Origin of the sequence: Halobacillus litoralis (assembly GCF_009856415.1) — a bacterium.
GTDB classification, from domain to species: domain Bacteria; phylum Bacillota; class Bacilli; order Bacillales; family Halobacillaceae; genus Halobacillus; species Halobacillus litoralis_C.
In genome coordinates this window covers 232,260-252,895 of the sequence record NZ_WMEZ01000005.1, presented here as the reverse complement: position 1 = coordinate 252,895, position 20,636 = coordinate 232,260, and the positions used below count along the sequence as shown (strand labels likewise).

The 20,636-nt window shown below is 43.5% G+C and carries 17 protein-coding genes; 6 read left to right on the top strand and 11 right to left on the bottom strand.

The window, feature by feature from the left end; translation table 11 throughout:
• Positions 1–153 precede the first annotated feature (153 nt).
• Positions 154–1,650, bottom strand: a complete 1,497-nt coding sequence (locus GLV98_RS14160; protein WP_337193758.1) for a Na+/H+ antiporter NhaC family protein — start codon at positions 1,648–1,650, stop codon at positions 154–156.
• 134 nt (positions 1,651–1,784) lie between these two features.
• Here GLV98_RS14160 and GLV98_RS14155 point away from each other — a divergent pair, with 134 nt between their 5' ends.
• The 3 genes from GLV98_RS14155 to GLV98_RS14145 all read left to right on the top strand — a co-directional run bounded on the left by GLV98_RS14155 (position 1,785) and on the right by GLV98_RS14145 (position 7,357).
• Positions 1,785–2,282 carry a GNAT family N-acetyltransferase gene (locus GLV98_RS14155; RefSeq protein ID WP_160916324.1) on the top strand — a complete coding sequence of 166 codons (498 nt, stop codon included), beginning with the start codon at positions 1,785–1,787 and terminating at the stop codon, positions 2,280–2,282.
• Positions 2,283–2,687: 405 nt separating this feature from the next.
• Positions 2,688–5,444 (top strand): phosphoenolpyruvate carboxylase, encoded by a 2,757-nt coding sequence (gene ppc / locus GLV98_RS14150; protein ID WP_160916322.1) that lies wholly within the window; start codon positions 2,688–2,690, stop codon positions 5,442–5,444.
• Positions 5,445–6,070: 626 nt separating this feature from the next.
• Positions 6,071–7,357 carry a GntP family permease gene (locus tag GLV98_RS14145; protein ID WP_202410060.1) on the top strand — a complete coding sequence of 429 codons (1,287 nt, stop codon included), beginning with the start codon at positions 6,071–6,073 and terminating at the stop codon, positions 7,355–7,357.
• A 97-nt stretch (positions 7,358–7,454) separates the two neighbouring features.
• Here the strand turns inward: GLV98_RS14145 and GLV98_RS14140 are convergent, their stop codons facing one another.
• The 6 genes from GLV98_RS14140 to GLV98_RS14115 all read right to left on the bottom strand — a co-directional run bounded on the left by GLV98_RS14140 (position 7,455) and on the right by GLV98_RS14115 (position 12,937).
• Positions 7,455–8,231, bottom strand: coding sequence for a 3-hydroxybutyrate dehydrogenase (locus GLV98_RS14140; RefSeq protein ID WP_160916320.1), 777 nt, complete (start codon positions 8,229–8,231; stop codon positions 7,455–7,457).
• A gap of 100 nt (positions 8,232–8,331) precedes the next feature.
• On the bottom strand, positions 8,332–9,708 hold the full coding sequence (locus tag GLV98_RS14135) for a Glu/Leu/Phe/Val family dehydrogenase (protein ID WP_160916318.1): 1,377 nt from the start codon (positions 9,706–9,708) through the stop codon (positions 8,332–8,334).
• Between the two features lie 129 nt (positions 9,709–9,837).
• On the bottom strand, positions 9,838–10,617 hold the full coding sequence (gene fabI, locus GLV98_RS14130) for an enoyl-ACP reductase FabI (RefSeq protein ID WP_160916316.1): 780 nt from the start codon (positions 10,615–10,617) through the stop codon (positions 9,838–9,840).
• 53 nt (positions 10,618–10,670) lie between these two features.
• Positions 10,671–11,342 (bottom strand): ATP-binding protein, encoded by a 672-nt coding sequence (locus GLV98_RS14125; RefSeq protein WP_160916314.1) that lies wholly within the window; start codon positions 11,340–11,342, stop codon positions 10,671–10,673.
• A gap of 18 nt (positions 11,343–11,360) precedes the next feature.
• Positions 11,361–11,873, bottom strand: coding sequence for a GNAT family N-acetyltransferase (locus GLV98_RS14120; protein WP_160916312.1), 513 nt, complete (start codon positions 11,871–11,873; stop codon positions 11,361–11,363).
• Complete coding sequence (locus GLV98_RS14115; RefSeq protein ID WP_160916310.1) at positions 11,870–12,937, bottom strand: C45 family autoproteolytic acyltransferase/hydolase; 1,068 nt, start codon at positions 12,935–12,937, stop codon at positions 11,870–11,872. Before GLV98_RS14115 ends, GLV98_RS14120 begins: the two co-directional genes overlap by 4 nt.
• Positions 12,938–13,756: 819 nt before the next feature.
• Here GLV98_RS14115 and GLV98_RS14110 point away from each other — a divergent pair.
• Positions 13,757–14,815 (top strand): NAD(P)/FAD-dependent oxidoreductase, encoded by a 1,059-nt coding sequence (locus tag GLV98_RS14110; protein WP_160916308.1) that lies wholly within the window; start codon positions 13,757–13,759, stop codon positions 14,813–14,815.
• 36 nt (positions 14,816–14,851) lie between these two features.
• On the opposite strand, the gene GLV98_RS14105 is transcribed toward GLV98_RS14110, so the two are convergent.
• The 3 genes from GLV98_RS14105 to GLV98_RS14095 all read right to left on the bottom strand — a co-directional run bounded on the left by GLV98_RS14105 (position 14,852) and on the right by GLV98_RS14095 (position 18,538).
• Positions 14,852–15,796: an ATP-grasp domain-containing protein gene (locus tag GLV98_RS14105; protein ID WP_160916306.1), complete on the bottom strand. Its 945-nt coding sequence runs from the start codon at positions 15,794–15,796 to the stop codon at positions 14,852–14,854.
• Between the two features lie 715 nt (positions 15,797–16,511).
• Complete coding sequence (locus GLV98_RS14100; RefSeq protein WP_160916304.1) at positions 16,512–17,957, bottom strand: carbon starvation CstA family protein; 1,446 nt, start codon at positions 17,955–17,957, stop codon at positions 16,512–16,514.
• Between the two features lie 413 nt (positions 17,958–18,370).
• A complete protein-coding gene (locus tag GLV98_RS14095; RefSeq protein WP_160916302.1) occupies positions 18,371–18,538 on the bottom strand; it encodes an aspartyl-phosphate phosphatase Spo0E family protein in 168 nt (55 codons plus the stop codon).
• 277 nt (positions 18,539–18,815) lie between these two features.
• Here GLV98_RS14095 and GLV98_RS14090 point away from each other — a divergent pair, with 277 nt between their 5' ends.
• Positions 18,816–19,196 (top strand): RidA family protein, encoded by a 381-nt coding sequence (locus GLV98_RS14090; RefSeq protein WP_160916300.1) that lies wholly within the window; start codon positions 18,816–18,818, stop codon positions 19,194–19,196.
• A gap of 94 nt (positions 19,197–19,290) precedes the next feature.
• On the opposite strand, the gene GLV98_RS14085 is transcribed toward GLV98_RS14090, so the two are convergent.
• Positions 19,291–19,521, bottom strand: a complete 231-nt coding sequence (locus GLV98_RS14085; protein ID WP_160916298.1) for an excisionase family DNA-binding protein — start codon at positions 19,519–19,521, stop codon at positions 19,291–19,293.
• Between the two features lie 137 nt (positions 19,522–19,658).
• Between GLV98_RS14085 and GLV98_RS14080 the strand changes: the two genes are divergently transcribed.
• Complete coding sequence (locus GLV98_RS14080) at positions 19,659–20,507, top strand: DUF1206 domain-containing protein (protein ID WP_160916296.1); 849 nt, start codon at positions 19,659–19,661, stop codon at positions 20,505–20,507.
• Positions 20,508–20,636 lie beyond the last annotated feature (129 nt).

Below are 20,636 nucleotides of genomic sequence, written 5' to 3'. Positions count from 1 at the left end.
GAAACGTACATGTATTATTATAATTATTGTCGACCATTTAAAAAACTAAACTGCCAAACTCCAATTGAATTCAGAGTAATGGCAGCCTAGGTGTTTTATTGAGTCTTATTTAACTGTGTCACTCCAATTTCTCAGGGGGTTTGTTCCTATCCTTTACTTTTCATAATCCTCTGGTTTCACTTCTTCACCGTTTTTACCGGAGTAACGAAGCCCCCAGCCTGTCCATGCCGCAATAAACATAACAATCAACAGCAACCAGCCTTGAAAGACGAACGGAAACACCTCTCCAGGTCCGACAACAGGTAAGAAGTCGTATTGATCGGCTGCTCCCTGGACTGTTGCCCATGCAAGCAAAACTCCACCACTCCAAGGGAAAATGTATCCAAGAGAAGAGGTGACCGTATCCAGGAAGTTGGCTCTTCGATAAGGATGAATGTTCATTTCTGTTCCTAACTTACGAACAAATGGCGCTGCTGCAATCTCAGCAGCGGTATTGATCGTAATAAATACATTCAAGAAAGCGACGATTCCGAAAATGGAAAGTTCAGCTCGACGAACCATATTATTAATCAACTTCAAGAAGAAGTTTTTGATGACATCCATCGTACCTGCAACATCCAACAGGTAGGCGGCTGCCAAGATGAACAGAATTAAGATCGCCATATTGAAATAGCCACTGATCCCATCGATCAATGCCCCTTCAATCACGGCTTCACCAGCATCGTTCTTATGGATATGCAGCACATCTTTCAAGGAATGCCCGGAAAGAAAGATGAAGACACCAGCTGCCAGGATCCCATAGGATAGCGACGTCAAAAGATGATGTCCGCTTAAGGCTAAATATAGTACTAATGCAAATGGAGCTAACATGAGAAGTCCTTCAGGAGAAACTTCATTTTGAAGCTCACTGACTACTTGCTGACTGCCCATCTCTCCACCACCGCCAAAAATCACAAATAAAATAAGAGCTGGAATGGCTGCAGTGATGGAATATTTGAATCGCGAACGCACAACTCCTGGTACATCTGCATCCTGGGTGGTCGCAGAAACAATCGTCGTGTCCGATACAGGTGCCAAGTTATCTCCAAAGACAGCTCCACTTAATATGGCTGCAAGGAGAATGACAGGATCCGCTCCTAAAATGACCCCAGCCGGATACATCAGCACACCAAAAGTCGCTACAGTACCATAACCGGTCCCGACAGCTGTCGAAAACAACCCTGCTAAAAGAAAAGTGATGCCAACAAATGCTCCACCTTCCAGTCCGGATTGAAAACCGAACCAAATTAGGCCGTCGACTAATCCACCTGCGGATAACATGTTTGCAAACATCCCTGCCCAAAACCAGGCAATGATTGCAACGACTCCTACAGGCTGGGCCATGCCAGAAATTAAACTCTGTGCATAATCTGACCATTTGGACTTACATAAAAATAGACCAAGGCCAATACCAATCACCATTCCTAGTACTAGTGCTTGTTCAGTCACAAGCCCTGTGACACTTAACACAATTGCCCATATGATGAAAAACACTAATGGAATGGTAGCAGTAAAGACACCTCCACGAAATTCTAACTTTCGTATCTCTTTTTCTCCTACCGCTTCATCAATGACTTGTTCTTGTCCTTTTTCCTTATCTTTATCTGCCACTAGATTCCCTCCTCTACCAACGTTAACTGTACAATAGTTTATCATCCCATGTGTATAGATGTAATGTCACGAATTTTTTCATAATTTTTCAAAAGTAGTGTATCATCGGAAAAAAGAAGGAAAGGAGATGGAAGATGCTGCAGTTGATCCCTTTTCAAGAAAAGGACTTTCAAACACTCTCCGGCTGGATCGATTCACCAAGATTCCTTATGCAGTGGGGAGGTCCGATGTTCAACTTCCCGTTAACCTACCAGCAACTGATTGATTACAAAGATGCACAGGACCGACGAGCTTTCCAAGTTTATGACCAGGGACTTAAAAAAAACATCGGTCACCTTTCCATCGGACGTATAGATGAAGACAAAAAACAAGGACGAATTGGAAAAGTGATCGTATCTCCTGAATACAGAGGGAAAGGATATGGAAGGCATATGATCCAGCTCATTTCCACGTATGCCTTTCAGCATCTCGAACTAGAAACAGTGACATTAGGTGTCTTCGACTTCAATACAGGGGCCATCCGCTGTTATGAGAATGCCGGTTTCACTATAGATCGCTATTTCAAAAACCATCGCCCTTTCGAGGACGAATGGTGGAGCCTTTATGAAATGAGTCTCAATAAATATACATAACACTTAAACAGGGGAGAACGTCACAAGTTCTCCCCTCTTACTTTTTCATACTCCCCCTTATCCTATACACCCAACCTCACGAACGCTCCTACAGCCAGTTTTTAATGGGAATGATTGGGTGACCAAGTCATACATATTCTTCCATATCACACATCTAAGAATTTTATTTTGTGTTTTGTGGGGAAAGAATTTAAAATAAAAGAAGTATGTTTATGCATGTTTATAAGTTAACGCTTACATGCTTTGTCAGTCTTGTATTTACCATATTTTTCTTGCGATTATAACGGGGTAACAATAGAGGGTAACACGGTTCGAAGTGTTTGACTATGCAAATTATTCTGATAACATTATGAAACACATAGGCAATTTTATCTTACTTAAAAGATCTGACAGGAAGGTGAAAGTATGACTACTGTAAAAAACACTAACGATCATACAACTCCCTTACGCCGGGACATCCATGCATTAGGAAAAATGCTAGGTGATATTCTCGTCCACCACGGCGGAGAGGAACTACTAAACAAAGTAGAAACGATCCGACAGTTAACGAAAGACTTGAGGAAGAGTCCAGATCCCTCAACATATAATCAACTGAAAAATGAGATTCAAAACCTCGAACCACCGATGCGCTCCCAAGTTATCCGTGCATTCTCGATTTATTTCCACCTCGTTAATATCGCTGAACAAAATCATCGCATTCGCCGTCGTCGCGAATACCAGTTGCGCGAAGATCATGGTGCTCAACCATTTTCGCTCGAAAGCGCTGTGCAGAACTTGAAAAACAATGACTTTTCTAAGGATGACATTCAAGAAGTTTTGGACAAGCTTTCTTTGGAATTAATTATTACTGCCCACCCAACAGAAGCTACGAAACGGACGGTGCTTGAAATCCAAAAACGGATTGCCACGATCCTTAAGAAGCTTGACCATCCACAACTGACGAAAAGTGAACGTGAAAGCTTACAGGACAGCCTGCAAAATGAAGTGACGGTTCTTTGGCAGACTGACGAATTACGCGAGCGAAAGCCAACCGTCATGGATGAAGTGCGCAACGGCCTTTATTATTTTGACGAAACCTTATTTGATGTGCTGCCAGATATCCATCAGGAGCTTGAAGCCAGGTTGGAAGATCATTATCCAAATGAAGACTGGAACGTCCCGAACTTCCTTCGTTTTGGTTCCTGGATTGGCGGAGACCGTGATGGAAATCCGAATGTCACCCCTGATATCACATGGGAAACGTTGCAAAAACAACGAAAGCTTGTCTTGAAGAAGTATGATGCGGTACTCGTAGAACTGATGAAGCGATTCAGCCATTCCTCAACACAAGTGACCGTCACGGATGAGTTGAGAAACGCAATTGAAAAAGAAGAACCATTGCTTCCAAAAGGAAAGAAATGGCGTGTAGACCGCGAAATTTACCGACGAAAATTCGCCATTATCCTTGAACGCCTGCGACAAGTAGGGAAGTCGGAGATTGGTTATGGTCATGCAGATGAGCTACTCGAGGATTTGCGTCAAATTCGTGATAGTGCACAAACACACCAGCCGAACAAGCGTGAACTTAAAAAGCTGCGTAAACTGATTCGACAAGTGGAACTATTCGGTTTCCACCTCGCCACACTTGATATTCGTAACCATAGTGGCGAACACGAAGCAGCAGTCACAGAGCTTCTACAAAAAGTCGGTATTGTCGAAGATTACGCTTCTCTGGAAGAAAAAGATAAGCTGGAAGTACTTCAAGATGTCTTGAAGGATCCACGTCCGATTTCATTATTGAACGAAGATTATACTGAACAGACACAAAAAATGTTGAATGTCTTCCAAATGATTCGTAAAGCTCATAAAGAATTCGGTGATCGCTCCATTGAGGTCTATTTAATCAGTATGACGGAATCAGCAAGTGACCTTCTTGAAGTCCTTGTATTGGCTAAGGAAGCTGGCATCTACCGTCTGCATGCGGATGGTACAGTGGAAAGTAATATTAACGTAGCCCCACTACTTGAAACCGTCGACGATCTTGTTGCAGGTCCTGACATTTTGAAAACCCTATTTGAAATGGATGTGTACAGCAAACACTTGGACAAGCATGGAAACCACCAGGAAATCATGCTTGGATATTCTGACGGAAGTAAAGACGGCGGAACACTAACAGCGAACTGGAGACTTTACAAAGCGCAGCAGGAAATTCACGACATGGCTATTGCCTACAATGTTGGCCTTAAATTCTTCCACGGTCGTGGTGGATCTCTTGGCCGTGGCGGCGGACCGTTGAACCGAAGCTTACTTTCTCAACCAGTAGAAACTCTTGGCGAAGGCGTGAAAATTACGGAACAAGGTGAGGTTCTCTCTTCCCGTTACTTGCTGCGGGATATTGCCTACCGAAGCCTTGAGCAAGGAGCCTCTACCCTTCTTGAAGGTGCCATGAATATTTCTAAAGAATCTGAACAAGGTCATCATCGGGAAGAACTCTGGGAACAAGCCCTTGAGGACATCTCTGATGTATCCTTGAAGAAGTATCAATCCCTTGTATTCGGGGATTCAGATTTCTTAACTTACTTCAACGAAGCAACACCGCTACAAGAAATCAGTGAATTGAACATCGGATCTCGTCCAATGAAGCGTAAAGACAGTTCCAAATTTGAAAACTTAAGAGCCATTCCTTGGGTTTTCGCTTGGACACAAAACCGTCAGCTCATTCCTGCTTGGTACGCTGCTGGTACTGGACTTGCCAGTTATGTTGAAGATAGTGACGATAACCTCGCCATTCTCAAGCAAATGTATGAAAACTGGCCGTTCTTCCGCTCTACTATCAACAATCTGCAGATGGCCTTGACTAAGGCGGATATTCAAACAGCTAAAGAATATAAAGCTCTGGTCAATGATCAAGAACTTGGGGAACGTATTTTCCAAAACATCGTGGAAGAATACGACCGCACGAAAGACATCTTGTTGCAAATCACAGGAGATGCCGAACTTCTTGATCACCAACCGACAATCAAAGAATCCGTACGACTTCGTAATCCTTATGTCGACCCATTGAACTTCCTTCAGGTGGAACTCATTAAGGAATTGCGCCAAGTCGACGATCACGAAGATATCTTGACAGAAGTTCTTCTTACCATCAGCGGAATCGCAGCCGGCCTACGAAATACAGGCTGATCAATAAATATCAAAATCGAGTATAACCCTCCCAGGTTATACTCGATTTTTTTATTCAACAATATGGCAGGATTGTGTAAGACTCGGTTTTGAGATGTTTCGGGGTTCGTTGCTTGGGATGAGCGTCAGGGGGGCTGGGAAGCTACTCCATTTAAAGTAGGTGAGAAACGAACCCCTTTGCCGAGTAGGAGTGTCTTTCACAATTCCTGATATATAGTAATAAAGCGCTCTATAACAAGCTTTTTCATCCAATATAGCGGTTATGGAAAATTCATATTGCTCCACTTTCCTTGTGAGTAAAGGCTTCTTATTCCGGAAGTGGTTTCGAGAACCTTATGTGGTAAAGGGGCGGGAATGGCGAGACTCCTGCGGGAAAAAAGTGCAGGGTGAGACCCCACAGGACGAAGTCCGAGGAGGCTCACCGCGCTCCCGCGGAAAGCGATCCATTCCCCGCAGCCCCCATCCACACAACAAAAGTCTCGAAACTAAGTCTTCAAAAATAGGGAGCTTTAGCGGAGGAACGAACGCTAGATTCTTTTAACCATTTGAATTCATCTGGAATCCCTCATGTATTTTTTAGTTTTGGACAAAGTAAAACTGATATTAAATAAAGTGAGGGATTCATCATGATCAGTATCCTTATTGGACTCGCACTACTTATGCTTTTGGCTTATCTTGGATGGTCCATCATCTGGATTGCGCCACTCGTTTCAGGTATCGTCGCGATTTTAAGCGGAATGGATATCCTTCCTGCTTATACAGATACCTACATGCAAGGGTTTGTCGACTTTGCCAAAGATTATTTTCCGATTTTCCTCTTCGGTGCGATTTTCGGGAAGCTGATGGAAGATACGGGTGCTGCTCAGTCGGTTGCCCATAAGATTTCAAGTGTCATTGGTAAGAAACGTGCCATTCTCGGAATGCTTTTATCTGCAGCGATTCTTACGTATGGCGGGGTTAGTTTGTTTGTTGTGGTTTTTGCTGTGTATCCACTGGCTGTGGCGATGTTCCGTGAGGCGAATGTTTCTAGAAAGTTGATTCCATCAACATTTGTACTCGGAGCGTTCACTTTTACCATGACGGCACTTCCTGGAACACCCCAAATTCAGAACATTATTCCGATCAACACCTTTAAGACAGACACGATGGCTGCTCCCATTCTCGGAATTGTTGCCGCATTAATTATGGCTGTCGGCGGTTATTTTTATTTGAAATTCCGTGAAAAACAACTCAATAACAAAGATGAGAAATTTACAGAACCTGAAGGTGACAACCAGGTTAAAAGTGTGAACGAAGAAGAACTTCCCAATTGGATTCTTTCCACTATTCCGCTAATCGCTGTTGTTTTGACGTTGAACTTATTCGACATCAGTATCTTAGCTGCATTGCTCATCGGGATCATCTTAATCATGATCTTTAATTGGAAAGATTATAAAGATTTCATTAAAGCCATCAATGGCGGCGCTTCTGGTTCAGTTATGGCGACCATTAACACGAGTGCTGCCGTCGGATTTGGTACGGTTGTTACGGCATCACCTGGATTTGACTCCGTAAAGGATTTGATTTTCAGCATTCCACTAAGCCCGTTTTTCTCAGAAGCCTTTGCCGTCAGTCTGCTTGCGATGATTACTGGTTCTGCTTCTGGCGGGATGGGGATTGCCCTCGAAGCTCTCGGGCAAGAATATTACAATATTGCTGTCGATCAAGGATTGAGCCTTGAAGCTTTTCACCGTATTACTTCGGTAGCATCTGGAGCTTCCATTCTCCCTCATAATGGTGCTTTGTTGACATTATTTACCGTTACAGGGCTGACCCACAAGGATTCTTACAAGGATGTGTTCGTAGTCGGTCTTCTCATTCCGATGATTGCAACAATTGCGATTATCTTCCTTGCTATGATGGGCATCAATTAAGTAACAAAAGCTTCTCTCCTCAAGAGGGAAGCTTTTTCTTTTATGACACAAAAGAAAAACACATCCCGGATATTAAAGGGGACGTGTTTTTCTTTTTTTATTGAACGGTGTAACCACCATCAATGACTGCTGCTTGCCCTGTGATGCTTTTCGCTTTTTCACTGACAAGAAAGATGGCATAGTCCGCAATTTCCTGGACTTGCAACAATCGATTTTGTGGTACGAGTGGATAAATAACCTCTTCCAACGCTTTTTCCTTATCGATGTTTCTCGACTTCGCCAGGTCTTCTAACTGGTTCTGAACAAGTGGTGTGTCTACATACCCCGGGCAGATCGCGTTAACCGTAACTCCGTGGTCTGCGCCTTCTAGAGCAGCTACCTTCGTTAACCCGATGACCCCGTGCTTGGCACTGTTGTAACCAGCTTTTCCAGCGAAACCGATGAGTCCATTGATAGAAGCCATATTCAAAATACGCCCATACCCCTGTTCCTTCATGTGTGGAAACGCGTACTTCGTCCCATAGAATGGCCCTTTCAGCATAATGTCCAGAATCAATCCAAATTTTTCACTAGGGAATTCTTCAATGGGAGCAACATGCTGGATTCCAGCATTATTGACAAGAATATCAATTTTCCCAAACTTACTGACCGTTTCTTCAATTGCATTTTTCACATCTTCTTCTTTCGCAACGTTGGCAACGACCCCTTCTACTGTGTGTCCTTGGGATCGTAGCTGTTCTACTGATTTGTTGAGGGTCTCTTCATTGATATCATTCAGCATGACCTTCGCGCCTGCTTTTGCAAATTCTGTGGCGATCTCAAGTCCAATCCCCTGTCCGGAACCAGTAATTAAAGCTGATCTACCTTCAAGCATTGCAACTCCTCCTTTAAATAAGCACTCTTCCTTTAATTTTCCCTTTTCTAAGAAAATATGTGCAAAAAAAATCAGCCTCATGAAAGGCTGATCTTTTACTTTAATAAAGTTTTCCTTGGCGGTACATAATCGTCGATAGTTTTGTGACGGAATGGATATAGCAATTTTGTCTCAACGGGAACGGATCCCCGAAGAATTGTGGAAGAATCGTATCCATCGTACCTTTCAGCTTATCAAAAAGTCTTTCGAAAACCTGATCCTCCGTCATGAATTGGGCCTCTCTCCCCTGGACCCATTCGTAGTATGAAACGATCACACCACCTGCATTGGCTAAGATATCCGGCACAATCAATACACCTTTATCCGCAAGATATCGATCCGCTTCTTCTGTAATCGGTCCATTGGCACCTTCTACGATGATCTTCGCTTGAATGTCCCTCATGTTATCTTTATGGATTTGATCTTCCAACGCTGCTAAAATTAGAACATCAACATCCATTTCCAGCAAGTCATCCCGCTCTTTAATTTCTGCTACAAGTTCATGCTCGTTCAGTTCCTGTTCTGTTGAAGGCAAATCCCCATCATGATCCTTTGCGAATTTGACAAGGCCGGGAATGTCCAGGCCATCTGCGTTATACAGCATGACATTCGCATCGCTCACAGCAACCACACGGTTTTGCAAATGGTTGCATTGATAAGCCTCAAGGGCAGCAACGGAACCAAGATTACCGAAGCCCTGGACTGCCATTTTTAACTTTTTATCGGCGTGGTCAAGAGCGGTATGAGCAAAGATATTTTCTGTATCGCCCAACCATTTTCTATGTTCATTGACGAAATTATGCATCATGTACCTGAACGTATAGTAGACACCTTTCCCTGTCGATTCTCTTCTTCCGAGCGATCCGCCGTTTACGATGCTTTTTCCTGTAAAACTGTTGCGGTACGGTTCTCCAGGATGAATGTTTTTGAATTCGCCCATCATCCAGTCCATTTCCCGCTCTCCTGTACCGACATCCGGAGCTGGAATGTCCTTGTCCGGTCCGAGGATGTCATTGAAATATTGGACGTACTTCTTACAGATCAAATTGAGTTCTTTTACGCTGTATTCTTTGGGGTTGATGACCACTCCCCCTTTCCCTCCACCAAAAGGAAGTTCATGAAGGGCATTTTTCAAAGTCATCAGTTTCGCTAAATTCGAGACTTCACCTTCATCGACGGATTCATGAAAACGAATCCCACCTTTATAAGGCCCTACGGTATCACTATGTTGCACACGGAATGAGGGGATTCTTACAATCGTTCCATTTTCTGTCGTGATGCGTAGGAAAGATTTGTGGATATGATTCGGAGTTGAGAGCAGGGCGACCAATGAATTGTAGGCTTGCTCCCTTGTTTGTGCTTTCAAATCCGGGAGAAAATCTTCATCCTCCATGATCGCTTTTAAAGACTCTTCAATAATGGTTTGTTGTCTTTGCATAATCCGATAGCCTCCGTTCTAATGAATTAGTCCTGTGTTGATTTCCTTATCTAAGAGTCCATTCCCCAAACAGAAGCTATGAAACGTTTTCAGCAAAAGAAAAAGCCCCCTGCATGAGGGGACTTTCCATTAACCTAAGATATTGTAACCAGAATCAACATACACGATTTCCCCTGTCACACCACGGGACAAGTAGCTCATCATGGCCAGCGTCATATCGCCCACTTCTTCCTGCGTCACATTCTTTTTCAGTGGAGCGGTTTCTTCAATTTTGTGTAAAATTTCATTGAAGCTCGGAACCCCTTTTGCTGCAAGTGTACGTACCGCACCAGCCGAAATGGCATTGACTCTGATTTGATTTCTCCCTAAATCGGATGCCAAATAACGGACCGTGGCTTCAAGGGATGCCTTCGCTACCCCCATGACGTTGTACCCTTCGACCACACGTTCAGCCCCAAGATAACTCATGGCAATCATGGATCCGCCTTCCGTCATATAAGGTTGACTCGCTTTCGCTACCGCAATAAGTGAATAAGCACTTGTATCCTGCGCAAAAGCAAACCCGTCACGGGAAGTATCAACGAAATCCCCTTTCAGATCCTCCGCATGGGCAAAAGCGATGGAATGACAGACGCCATGAATGACCCCTACTTTTTCACCGATTTCTGCAAAAGCTTGTTGAATACTTTCATCACTGTTTACATCACATTGAACGATGGCTTCCGCATCTAACCCACCATCAGCAAGCAGCTTCTCGAGCTTTTTATAACTTCTTTCTTTTCGATATGTAAAAATAACGTTGGCTCCCGCCTGATAAAGCGATTTAGCCACACCCCAGGCAAGGCTTCTCTGGTTCGCCACACCCATGACGACGATGTTTTTATCTTTCATTTGTAAAATATCTTCCATAGTAACCTCCAACATGTGTTTCCTTAGTTATACCTTATTCCAAAGAGAGTTGTCTACTTTTCATTCAATTCTACATGAGAAAACCTTCCACTCAGTGTTTCAAATCGTTCCCCTTTCTGAACCTTCAAAGGTGAGTGAAACAAAGGGCCATCATGTACGAATGTGTGAAATTCTCCGTTTTCTCCGCAAGGGTCTAAGTCAGGAGACAATGAATGCAAAAACTCCTGATCGTAAAGGGTCCCAGGTACTCTTTTATCCAACTTCTGCGTATCCACGGTAGTAATCACTGCCTGGTATCTCTTTTCGATAACCTCTGCTGCGACCTTATGTGAACCTAATCCCCATAATGGATAGATGCCAGCCATCTCATTCTTCTTCAATAATTCATCCCGAAACGCCCGAATATCTTCAAGGAAAAGATCAGCATAAACCACTTTGTGGATTTTTCTGTCCTTGAAGCCTTGGAACATCCGTTTCATTACCTTCTCATACACCTGATTAGAGGCATTTTCCGGAACCGTAACGATTTCAAGAGGTAGACCAAGTACATCCGCTTGTCTTATAAGCAGATTCTCCCTGACTTCGTGGACAGGTAGCCGCAAAGACTGTTCAGAGACGGTTGAAAAAAGGCCCTCCACCTCGTACTTCTCATCGTCGATCACCTTCTGCAAAGCAAGGGCTGAATCCTTGCCGCCACTCCAAGAGACAATGACTTTTTCAGGCATCTTCTCATCACTCCCTTTTTATGAATGTAAATGTAACGCCATATGGGTCAGGTCCTCACTTTTACCGCTCTTTCGAATGTAATCTTGAAAACGACCTTCCTTTTGAAAGCCGAGGGACTCATAAAGGTGGATGGCTCGTGCATTGGATTCCAATACATTCAACCGGATAATATCAATTCCTTCGGTTTGCCGGCATCGCTCAATCATCTCCATCACGATTTTCCGCCCGACCCCCTGATCTCTTGCATCTCTTTTTACACTTACACCGAATGTGCCCTGGTGTTTGGTTGAAGAAAGAGTCCCAACATCGAAATTTAGAAAGCCAACAACCTCACCTTCAAGCTCAGCGACTAGGAAAAAATTGGGGTCTTCATACCGTCTGATCCACCCTTCTTCTTTTTCTAAGGAATCATGGAACTCAGAAAGCTGTTTCAACCCATAGCCTTCCGATAATATTTCCTTAGCAATCGCCATCGTATAGGGCGCATCTTCTGGTTCACCCTTTCGAACCACACATCTCATCTCGGTCATTTCTTCCCACTCCAATAGGCACCATCTTCCATGTGAGCAAAAGGAATATCGGTATCTACTTCTCCCTCCACCTTTTCTTCTTCAAGATCCTCTCCATTCAACCATTGGGAAAAATCGAATTCCACCGGTTCTCGATCCCCACCTAAAGCAAACCAGGCTTTGTTTTCTTTCGGTAAGTATCCAGATGTGTGAATGGTCCCGGCCCAATTGCTGTACAGTTTAGAAAATACGCCACGATCTGTATCATTCATTAACCGGAAGGCATCATAAGCACCTTCGATATTTTCACGATTCGATTGGATCGCATCCATACGCTTCATGGAATCCACAAGGTGATTCCGATTTTCCTTTTTCATTATTTCAAAATGGTTTGTACAAACATCTGCCGTTCTTACCTCTACTCCCCGCGGAGAAGCTTCCACTACATACGTCACATTGTTCTTATCGTATACGGTATAACTGAATGAATGACGATGAGGAATCTCACGGAGCATTTGAACAGCTTCGGTTACGTTCGCGCAAGACTCAAGAACAAGTCGTCCAATCATACAGCAAATGAACCCATCTCCCGGGCGCTTGCGATGCATAAAATTATAGCCCATCACAAGACCTTTTGCATTCATCCCATCCATACGGCCAGTAATACGCTGTGTCGGCCCTATAATGCTGTATCCTTGGTCAGTCGGTTGAAATAGACTATATCGTCCCTCATATGTCTTCGGCATGTAATCATAATTTCGAATGAAATAGCCGTCTCCGGTCATAATCGAACATCCACTTCGTTTATAATCGATGCGATATCCACCGAATTCCATCATCACTTTCTCCATCGGCCATTCCAGCGCATCCCTCAATCCAAGGAGCTCGTCCCATACACCTGGTGCAAAACGTGTGATCGCTTCCTTTACTTCCTGTTCTTCTACAATAAAACGGGGCTTCCTCACCCGCCATTGTTTTTCTCTATTCTTCAGTGTCCACGAATCTTTCAGCAGCTTTCCTTGATAAAACCCAAAATCATAATGCGTGCCTCTAAATTGCAAAAGATCGCTATGTATTTTTTTCATCATCGTTTCCTTTCTAACCGTTTCTGCCTTCAATGTACCAGATTTCACTTCTAAATTGAACTATCCCCTATCGTTATTAAACATAATAGCAGGATTGTGGAAGACTCGATTTCGAGGCTTTTATTGAGTGGATAGGGGCTGCGGGGAATGACTCGCTTTCCGCGGGAGCGCGGTGAGCCTCCTCGGACTGCGTCCTGTGGGGTCTCACCCTGCACTTTTTTCCCGCAGGAGTCTCGCCATTCCCCTCCGCCCCTTGCCATGGAAGATTCTCGAAACCACTTCCGCAATAATCAGTATGTATGATAGAAGGAACCGGATCGTATTAAACGCTCCAGATTACGTAAAAGCCTGATACAGAGCTCTTTATACTTCTAACAGTGGGGTAGTGGGATACAATCCAACTTGGTACAGGGGTTCGTTTCCCCCTTTCATGGAATGGGGTGGTTGGGAAGCTGCGAGACTCCCGTGGGAGAAGGAGATAGGCGAGATCCCGCAGGACGCAGTCCGAGGAAGCTCGGCGCTCCCCCACAGGAAAGCGAGTGGCTTCCCAGCCACCCCTAACGCTCAACCAGGCAACGAACCCCGGAAACATCTCGAAACTGAGTCTTCCACAATCGGGAGCTTATGTGAAAGAATTTGTTAGGGATGGGTACATTTAGACTTTTAAATATTTTTGGAGAGGGAATCGAATAATAAGGAAAGATGAGAGAATTTGCTCAATCATTCTAGTTTTTCACCAGTAATTTTGGTACTCTAAAGGTTGTAACAATCAGAAAGCGTTTTCGATAAGGGGATTAAGGAAAAGGTGGTGGAATAAAGATGAAAGAAGTTGTTATTTTGGGGGGCGGCTATGGCGGTATGAACACTTTGCACGGGTTGCTCGATCAAATCCCAGAAGATGTACATATCACTGTCGTCGACAGGAATCCTTACCATTCATTAAAAACTGAATTTTACACAATAGCAGCAGGAACGGAGTCTGACCGTCATGCGCGCGTTGATTTTCCGAAACACGAGCAAGTCACTTATGTCTTTGATGAAGTGGAGAAAATCGACACAGACAATGAGACCATCGTCATCAAAGGTGGGGAAAAAAGCCTTCCTTACGATTACTTATTAATTGGTCTAGGCTGTGAGGATAACTATCATGGCATCGAAGGAGCACGAGAATTCACCGAAAGTGTTCAGACGTTCTCGAAAGCAAGGAGTGCAGGCTTTGCCATTAACAACCTCGGTGCCTATGGGAAGGTGACTGTTGTCGGGGCTGGTCTAAGTGGGATCGAGGTCGCTTCAGAAGTTCGAGAAAGCAGACCCGACTTGAACATTCGCTTATTGGACCGTGGCGAAACAGTATTAAAAGCCTTCGATTCCAAGATTCAAGATTACGTGGAGAAGTGGTTTAAAGATAATGAGGTAGAAGTCATCCACGGAGCAAACGTAGAATACGTGGAAAAAGATGGCGTATGCAACAATGGAGTTTGTTACTTGAATGATGTAACTGTATGGACTGCAGGAGTCCGTCCGAACTTCCTTGTCAGAGAGCTTCCTTTTGAAAAGGATGACCAGGAAAAAGTCATCGTCAATGATTTTTACCAAGTGCCTACCCATCAAAACGTCTATGTTGTAGGTGATTGTGCATCCTCTGAACACTCTCCTAGTGCGCAGCTTGCCGGCCAGCAAGGAGAGAAGGTTGCCGACGTACTCAATGCTGTACTTAAAGATCGCGTCCCTGAACGTCCATCTGAGGTGAAGCTAAAAGGTGCCCTTGGCTCTCTTGGGAAAAATGACGGGTTTGGCAACATGCTTCAAAAACCGATGACAGGTGTCCTTCCTCGTCTAGCTAAATCAGGGGTTCTCTGGTTAAGCAAACGCCACTAAAAAAGATCGATCACATGAATGTGATCGATCTTTTTGTTAAACGAATGACTTTTGTAATAGCCCTCCGAGATATTTCGCAAGCTCAAGCATGCCATATGTCCCTGCTTTTGCTTCGGCATCCGAATTGTAGTTTGTATTCGTGTTCACATCATATGTGTAAAAACGACCTTCTTTATCCTGAATCGCTTCAATTCCAGCTACGTCAATATTGTTTTCCCGTAAGAACCTTTCATAATCATCAACGATGGAAGGTCGATAATTTTCGAGAACTTCAAACTTCGCTTTAGGTGTTTGTGATTCCGCATCCGTCGGGCAATACAAGTCTTCAATCGAACAAGCGTCTGCCGGGCATAGTTCAAAGCCTTCAGAGGTATCCACTTTCACCCCATAAACAAACGTTCCACCTACGAATTCATGACGGACAATATAAGGCTCTGGAGCCTCAATATATTGTTGAATCAATGTAATCCCATCAACTGGATCCTCAAAAGAATCACTATCCAAGTATTCACGCAACGCTTCCGTAGAATGGAAAAGTTGAACTCCCTGCCCTTTTCCGGCACGATTGTGTTTTGTTATGAACGATTCCATGTCCAACCGCCGCGCAGCGTCCAGAATATTTTCTTTCCCTACAGCCGTGATCGTTTTCGGTGTGCGAATGCCTGCTTGATTTAAAGCCATGTATTGATTGACCTTACTTACCTCAAGCCTTAAAGCCCGGCTGCCATTGACTATGGTGCGATCATGGCGTTCGAGCCAAGCAAGCACCGCTTCAGTAAACTCAGGTGCATAAGGGTGATTCCTTGTATGAGAAGAAGCACTGATGCGGTTATAAAAAATCCCTTCCGGGGGCTCGCTTGTCAAATCAAGTGTTCCCTGATCTAAATGCCAAAGCTCATAAGGTAAATCGAGTTCTTCTAAACGCTCCGTTAAATGATCGGTCCATTCATCGTTCTCATGGAGAATATAAATTTTGCTCATCGAACCGACTCCTTTCCATTTCTAGTTGTTACTTATCATCATATCATAAAAAACCGATAAGGTTACTAGGAATAAGCTCATTACAAGTAAATACCAATCCCCACAAACGCTCCCTATTCTTAAAGACTCAGTTTCGATATGTCTGTTGGAGTTTAGGGGCTCCGGGAAACCGTTCGCTTTCCATGGGGCGGGCGGTGAGCCTCCTCAGGCTACGCCTTCCGGGGTCTCACCTGTCCCACACGTCCCATAGGAGTCTCACCGTTTCCCTCCGCCCCTTTACCATATAAGTATCTCGAAACCACATTTAGAATAAGCAGCTTTTTTCCCAGTGAAAACAAAAAAATGACTGCAACGGTGGCTATTTTGGGTGCGTAAAGCTTGCTATAGAGCGTTTTATGCATATAATACCAAGATAGTGGAAGACAGTCTCCCTAGGGATAGGAGTTCGTTTCTCACCTACTTCAAATGGGGTGGTCGGGAAGCTGGGAGACTCCCGTGGGAGAAGGAGATAGGCGAGATCCCGCAGGACGTAGTCCGAGGAAGCTCGGCGCTCCCCCACAGGAAAGCGAGTAGATTCCCAGCTACCCCTGACGCTCATCCCCAGCAACGAACCCCGAAACACCTCGAAATCAAGTTTTCAACAATCCTGCCATTATCTTTAATAAAAGGTAAAATAATAAAAGCCGCTTAGCTCCAATGCTAAGCGGCTTTTAGATTATCCTGCTTTTGAGGTGATGACCGTATCTTCTTTTCTCACTTTCTGTTTGATCACTTGCCACACGAACCATGTTACGACGACAAGCCAGATGATGGATCCTAAAATCATGGATGTAGAATACTCCAGTCCAAACCCTTCAGGAGCGTAGAAAATATAGGAACTTACTACAGCTGTCATGAACAGGGCGGGAACACTGCAGATCCAGTGGAACTTGTGATTTTTCAACAAGTACATCGCTCCTGTCCAAAGCATGACTGTCGCTACCACCTGGTTTGACCATCCTACATATCTCCAAAGAAAACTGTAATCCATTTGCGTTAATAGGAACGTAGGAATCGTAACAGGGATCGCAAATAGTAGCGGTGTCCATTTTCCTTCGAATTTCTTTTTACTAACCTGACGAGCGAAATCAACGAGCATCATACGTGACGATCGCAGCGCAGTGTCTCCTGTAGTAATTGGAAGGATAATGACACCGAGAACGGCAAGGATTCCACCTAGCGTACCAAGTGTGGTACTGCTGATTTCATTAATGACTCCTGCTGGTCCTCCTTCTGCTAACGCTGTTTGCAGACCACCTGTGTTACCGAAGAAGGTCATGCCGGCAGCTGCCCAGATCAAGGCAATAATACCTTCTGCTATCATCGCGCCATAGAACACTTTTCTTCCTTCACTCTCTTTTTTCAACGTACGAGCAAGGATTGGGCTTTGAGTACTGTGGAAACCAGATATAGCTCCACACGAAATTGTCACCATCAGCATCGGCCAGATCGGTAATTCATCTGGATGAAGATTGCTGACTGTTAAGTTTGGAATAGGGTGGTCGAAGAAAAACATCCCTACCCCGATTGATACAGCCATGAAAATTAAAATGGCTCCGAATATCGGGTACACTTTTCCAATAATTTTGTTGATGGGTAGAAGCGTCGCAATAAGAAAATAAGCAAAAATGATTAAAACAGACGTAAAAAATCCTAGTGGCGTTATTTCTGCCATCAATTGAGCCGGACCGGCAGTAAAGGCTGCGGCTACTAAAATCATAAGGCCAATAGATAAAAGATTGATCACAGACCGGGCCGGACGGCCTAAGTATTTCCCTACAAGTGTCGGGTATTGGGCGCCGTCATGACGAAGGGAAAGCATCCCTGAGAAGTAATCATGAACAGCTCCTGCGAAAATGGAGCCAACAACGATCCAGATAAATGCCACGGGGCCGTATAACGCTCCCATCACTGCTCCGAATATAGGTCCAAGCCCAGCGATATTTAATAGCTGGATAAGACTCGCTTTCCACCAGCTCATCGGCACATAGTCAAAGCCATCGTTCTTTTCATAGGCAGGTGTATTTTTTTGATCATTAATCCCAAAAATTCGTTCAACCACCTTTGCATAAAAAAGATATCCGACGACAAGTAAAACGATAGATGCGATAAATGTGATCATCGCTGAGCCTCCTTTCAAATTTGAATGTAAGAAGTATTCTAGCGATGATTTTGTCGAATCACAACCCATTTTCTGAATATTTATATTTTTATCTTTTTTTTCTTAAAAATAAAGCGATTCCAAGACGATTCACCGTCGCTTATACTTTCCATGGTTTTAAAAATCCGGCACCTTTTCACAAAAGTGGTGCCAGTCCCCCATTTAGAAGAAGGCGTGCCTGGCACCAAAAATTAAACATAAAAAAACTCCTACGCAACTCGCAGGAGGTCGATATTTCTTATGTAACCTGCCACCCTATAGAAATGGTTAAGTTTCCCGCAGTCGTTTCGATTGCTAGGGTGGCATTAATTTTAAGATACCATAGTGGCTGTATTCATTCAAACACATATTGCCCTATGTACTTTTCATCTCATTTAATTAGAACATTGGTATTGTCTCTGTTCACTAAAACGATTCAACAGATCATCTAACTCTTGTGAAATTCTCAATAGTTCAGCATCCGTCGGATTATTGTTGTAAATTTCATACATACGCACTCTTAATTCTTCTATTTGTTTCTCTAACCGTTCTTTATAAGGCATAATTTCATCTCCTTCACTCGTACCTTACCCTAAATAAACTATTCTAAACTATTATCTTGAAATAATTTCAAAAAATATTGATGTTTCCTCCCATTTAACCGCGCTACACGTATTGTATCGGATGAAAACGCTAGGAAATAAGTCCTTTTCACTATTTTCCACTAATTTCGCGAAGTTTTTTAGATATGTTGTCGATATTTCCCGGGTAATGATTCTATTTCTCTATCATAAAAATCATGATAGGATAAATGGAAACCTACATAAAGGAGTGACTGATATGTTTAAAGCTGTTTCAACAAATCAAGCACCGCGTGCTATTGGTCCATATTCTCAAGCCGCAGACCTCGGAAATATCATTTTCATTTCGGGGCAAATCCCTTTAGATCCCGAGACCATGGAATTTGTCTCTAATGATATTAAAGAACAAACAGATCAAGTGATGAAAAACATTCGGGCAATTCTCGAAGAGTTGGACCTCTCTTTCAATAATGTTGTGAAAATGAACATCTACTTAGACTCAATGGATGATTTTGCAGTAGTCAATGATGTGTATGCAAGTTATTTGACTGAACCTTATCCCGCTCGCGCAGCTGTAGAAGTCAGCAAACTTCCTAAAGGAGCAAAAGTTGAAATAGAAGCCATTGCTACACGAGGTTAAGCTTATAATTATAATATTCGAAAACCATGATGTTTTTCTGTCCATTATATTCCAAAACAAGCAGAGCTGCTGAAAGCTCTGCTTGTTTTATGCGTTAGTCTTCATCTTTAACATCCGGATCCTCAGGGATAGGTTCACTCAAATATTCTTGAATCATTTTTCGGTAGTATTCCATCTGTTCCAGATGATTATGGAATTGATTTTTATTGATCAGATATTGCTGCCCATCATGAATGGCCTTGATTTTATGATTCAAGATCAAATGCCGGAGATAGTCTTCAGGGAGCTCAAGATATGCCGCTGTTTCTTCAATGGTTAAGTACATAATCGGTCACCTTTCTTTCCCTTCCATTATATCATTTATATTTTTTCTATATCATTTATATTTTTCACGGAACGTTTCTTTTTCTACAATTGTGGGAAATACATTAGAAACTATTCTAGCGAAATGAGAGGGATACTATGGCTTCTACGATAACAGCAAACAAAAACAAGCGCTCAGAAGCAAGCGAAGAAATCAAACCATGGGTGCGAAGGTTCGGAAGAATGGGTTTCATGGCCAAGGGCATTGTTTATGCTCTTATCGGGGTGTTGACTCTGATGGCCGCTCTTGGAGTCGGCGGGAAAACAACCGGAACGACAGGAATGTTCCGCTCTCTGGCCGGTGTTGCTTTTGGAGAGATATTACTTTGGATCATTGGTATTGGTTTGATCGGCTATATCTCCTGGCTCGCAATTAAAGTCATCAAGGATCCTAACAATGAAGGAACAGATGCGAAAGGGTTAATTACTCGGATCGGTTATACTGTAGGTGCTATAATTTATGGTTCCCTGGCTTTCAATGCCATTAAGATCGCCATCAATGCTGGTTCCGGCAGTGGAAACTCAGAACAAACGCTTTCAGCTAAACTCTTGTCGCAGCCTTTTGGTCAATGGCTTGTCGGGATTGTTGGGGCTATCACCATCGGATATGGAATTTATGAGATTTATCAAGGTAGTACAGGCCGCTTTATGAAAAAGATGAATACAGCGGAAATGGACCGCCATAAAAGGAATGTAGCAGAAAAATCTGGTAAATATGGATTATCCGCAAGAGGAATCGTACTCGGGCTGATCGGGTTCTTCTTCATTCAAACCGCCTTGACCGCAAATCCTGATGAGGCCAAAGGTCTGGACGGAGCACTTTCTGAAATTGCCCAGCAGCCCTACGGCCAAATATTACTAGGAATTGCTGCCATTGGATTGATCTTATATGGTGTTTACCAAGTGGTCCGTGGACGATACGCTCGTATGAATTTCGGAAAAAAATAATACCCATCAAAAAAAGCCTTTCCTCCAGTGAGGAAAGGCTTTCGACTTTTGTCGCGAATATACCGACGACCACATTCGTCGTTTAGCTTTATAAAAGCATGTACTTCGTCTTACACAAACAGCTCATCG

Excerpts from the sequence above, each read along its gene's own strand:
- GLV98_RS14155 (WP_160916324.1), top strand. The coding sequence starts at position 1,785 with ATGCTGCAGTTGATCCCTTTTCAAGAAAAGGACTTTCAAACACTCTCC.
- ppc (WP_160916322.1), top strand. The coding sequence starts at position 2,688 with ATGACTACTGTAAAAAACACTAACGATCATACAACTCCCTTACGCCGG.
- GLV98_RS14145 (WP_202410060.1), top strand. The coding sequence starts at position 6,071 with ATGATCAGTATCCTTATTGGACTCGCACTACTTATGCTTTTGGCTTAT.
- GLV98_RS14140 (WP_160916320.1), bottom strand. The coding sequence starts at position 8,231 with ATGCTTGAAGGTAGATCAGCTTTAATTACTGGTTCCGGACAGGGGATT.
- GLV98_RS14135 (WP_160916318.1), bottom strand. The coding sequence starts at position 9,708 with ATGCAAAGACAACAAACCATTATTGAAGAGTCTTTAAAAGCGATCATG.
- fabI (WP_160916316.1), bottom strand. The coding sequence starts at position 10,617 with ATGGAAGATATTTTACAAATGAAAGATAAAAACATCGTCGTCATGGGT.
- GLV98_RS14125 (WP_160916314.1), bottom strand. The coding sequence starts at position 11,342 with ATGCCTGAAAAAGTCATTGTCTCTTGGAGTGGCGGCAAGGATTCAGCC.
- GLV98_RS14120 (WP_160916312.1), bottom strand. The coding sequence starts at position 11,873 with ATGACCGAGATGAGATGTGTGGTTCGAAAGGGTGAACCAGAAGATGCG.
- GLV98_RS14115 (WP_160916310.1), bottom strand. The coding sequence starts at position 12,937 with ATGAAAAAAATACATAGCGATCTTTTGCAATTTAGAGGCACGCATTAT.
- GLV98_RS14110 (WP_160916308.1), top strand. The coding sequence starts at position 13,757 with ATGAAAGAAGTTGTTATTTTGGGGGGCGGCTATGGCGGTATGAACACT.
- GLV98_RS14105 (WP_160916306.1), bottom strand. The coding sequence starts at position 15,796 with ATGAGCAAAATTTATATTCTCCATGAGAACGATGAATGGACCGATCAT.
- GLV98_RS14100 (WP_160916304.1), bottom strand. The coding sequence starts at position 17,957 with ATGATCACATTTATCGCATCTATCGTTTTACTTGTCGTCGGATATCTT.
- GLV98_RS14095 (WP_160916302.1), bottom strand. The coding sequence starts at position 18,538 with ATGCCTTATAAAGAACGGTTAGAGAAACAAATAGAAGAATTAAGAGTG.
- GLV98_RS14090 (WP_160916300.1), top strand. The coding sequence starts at position 18,816 with ATGTTTAAAGCTGTTTCAACAAATCAAGCACCGCGTGCTATTGGTCCA.
- GLV98_RS14085 (WP_160916298.1), bottom strand. The coding sequence starts at position 19,521 with ATGTACTTAACCATTGAAGAAACAGCGGCATATCTTGAGCTCCCTGAA.
- GLV98_RS14080 (WP_160916296.1), top strand. The coding sequence starts at position 19,659 with ATGGCTTCTACGATAACAGCAAACAAAAACAAGCGCTCAGAAGCAAGC.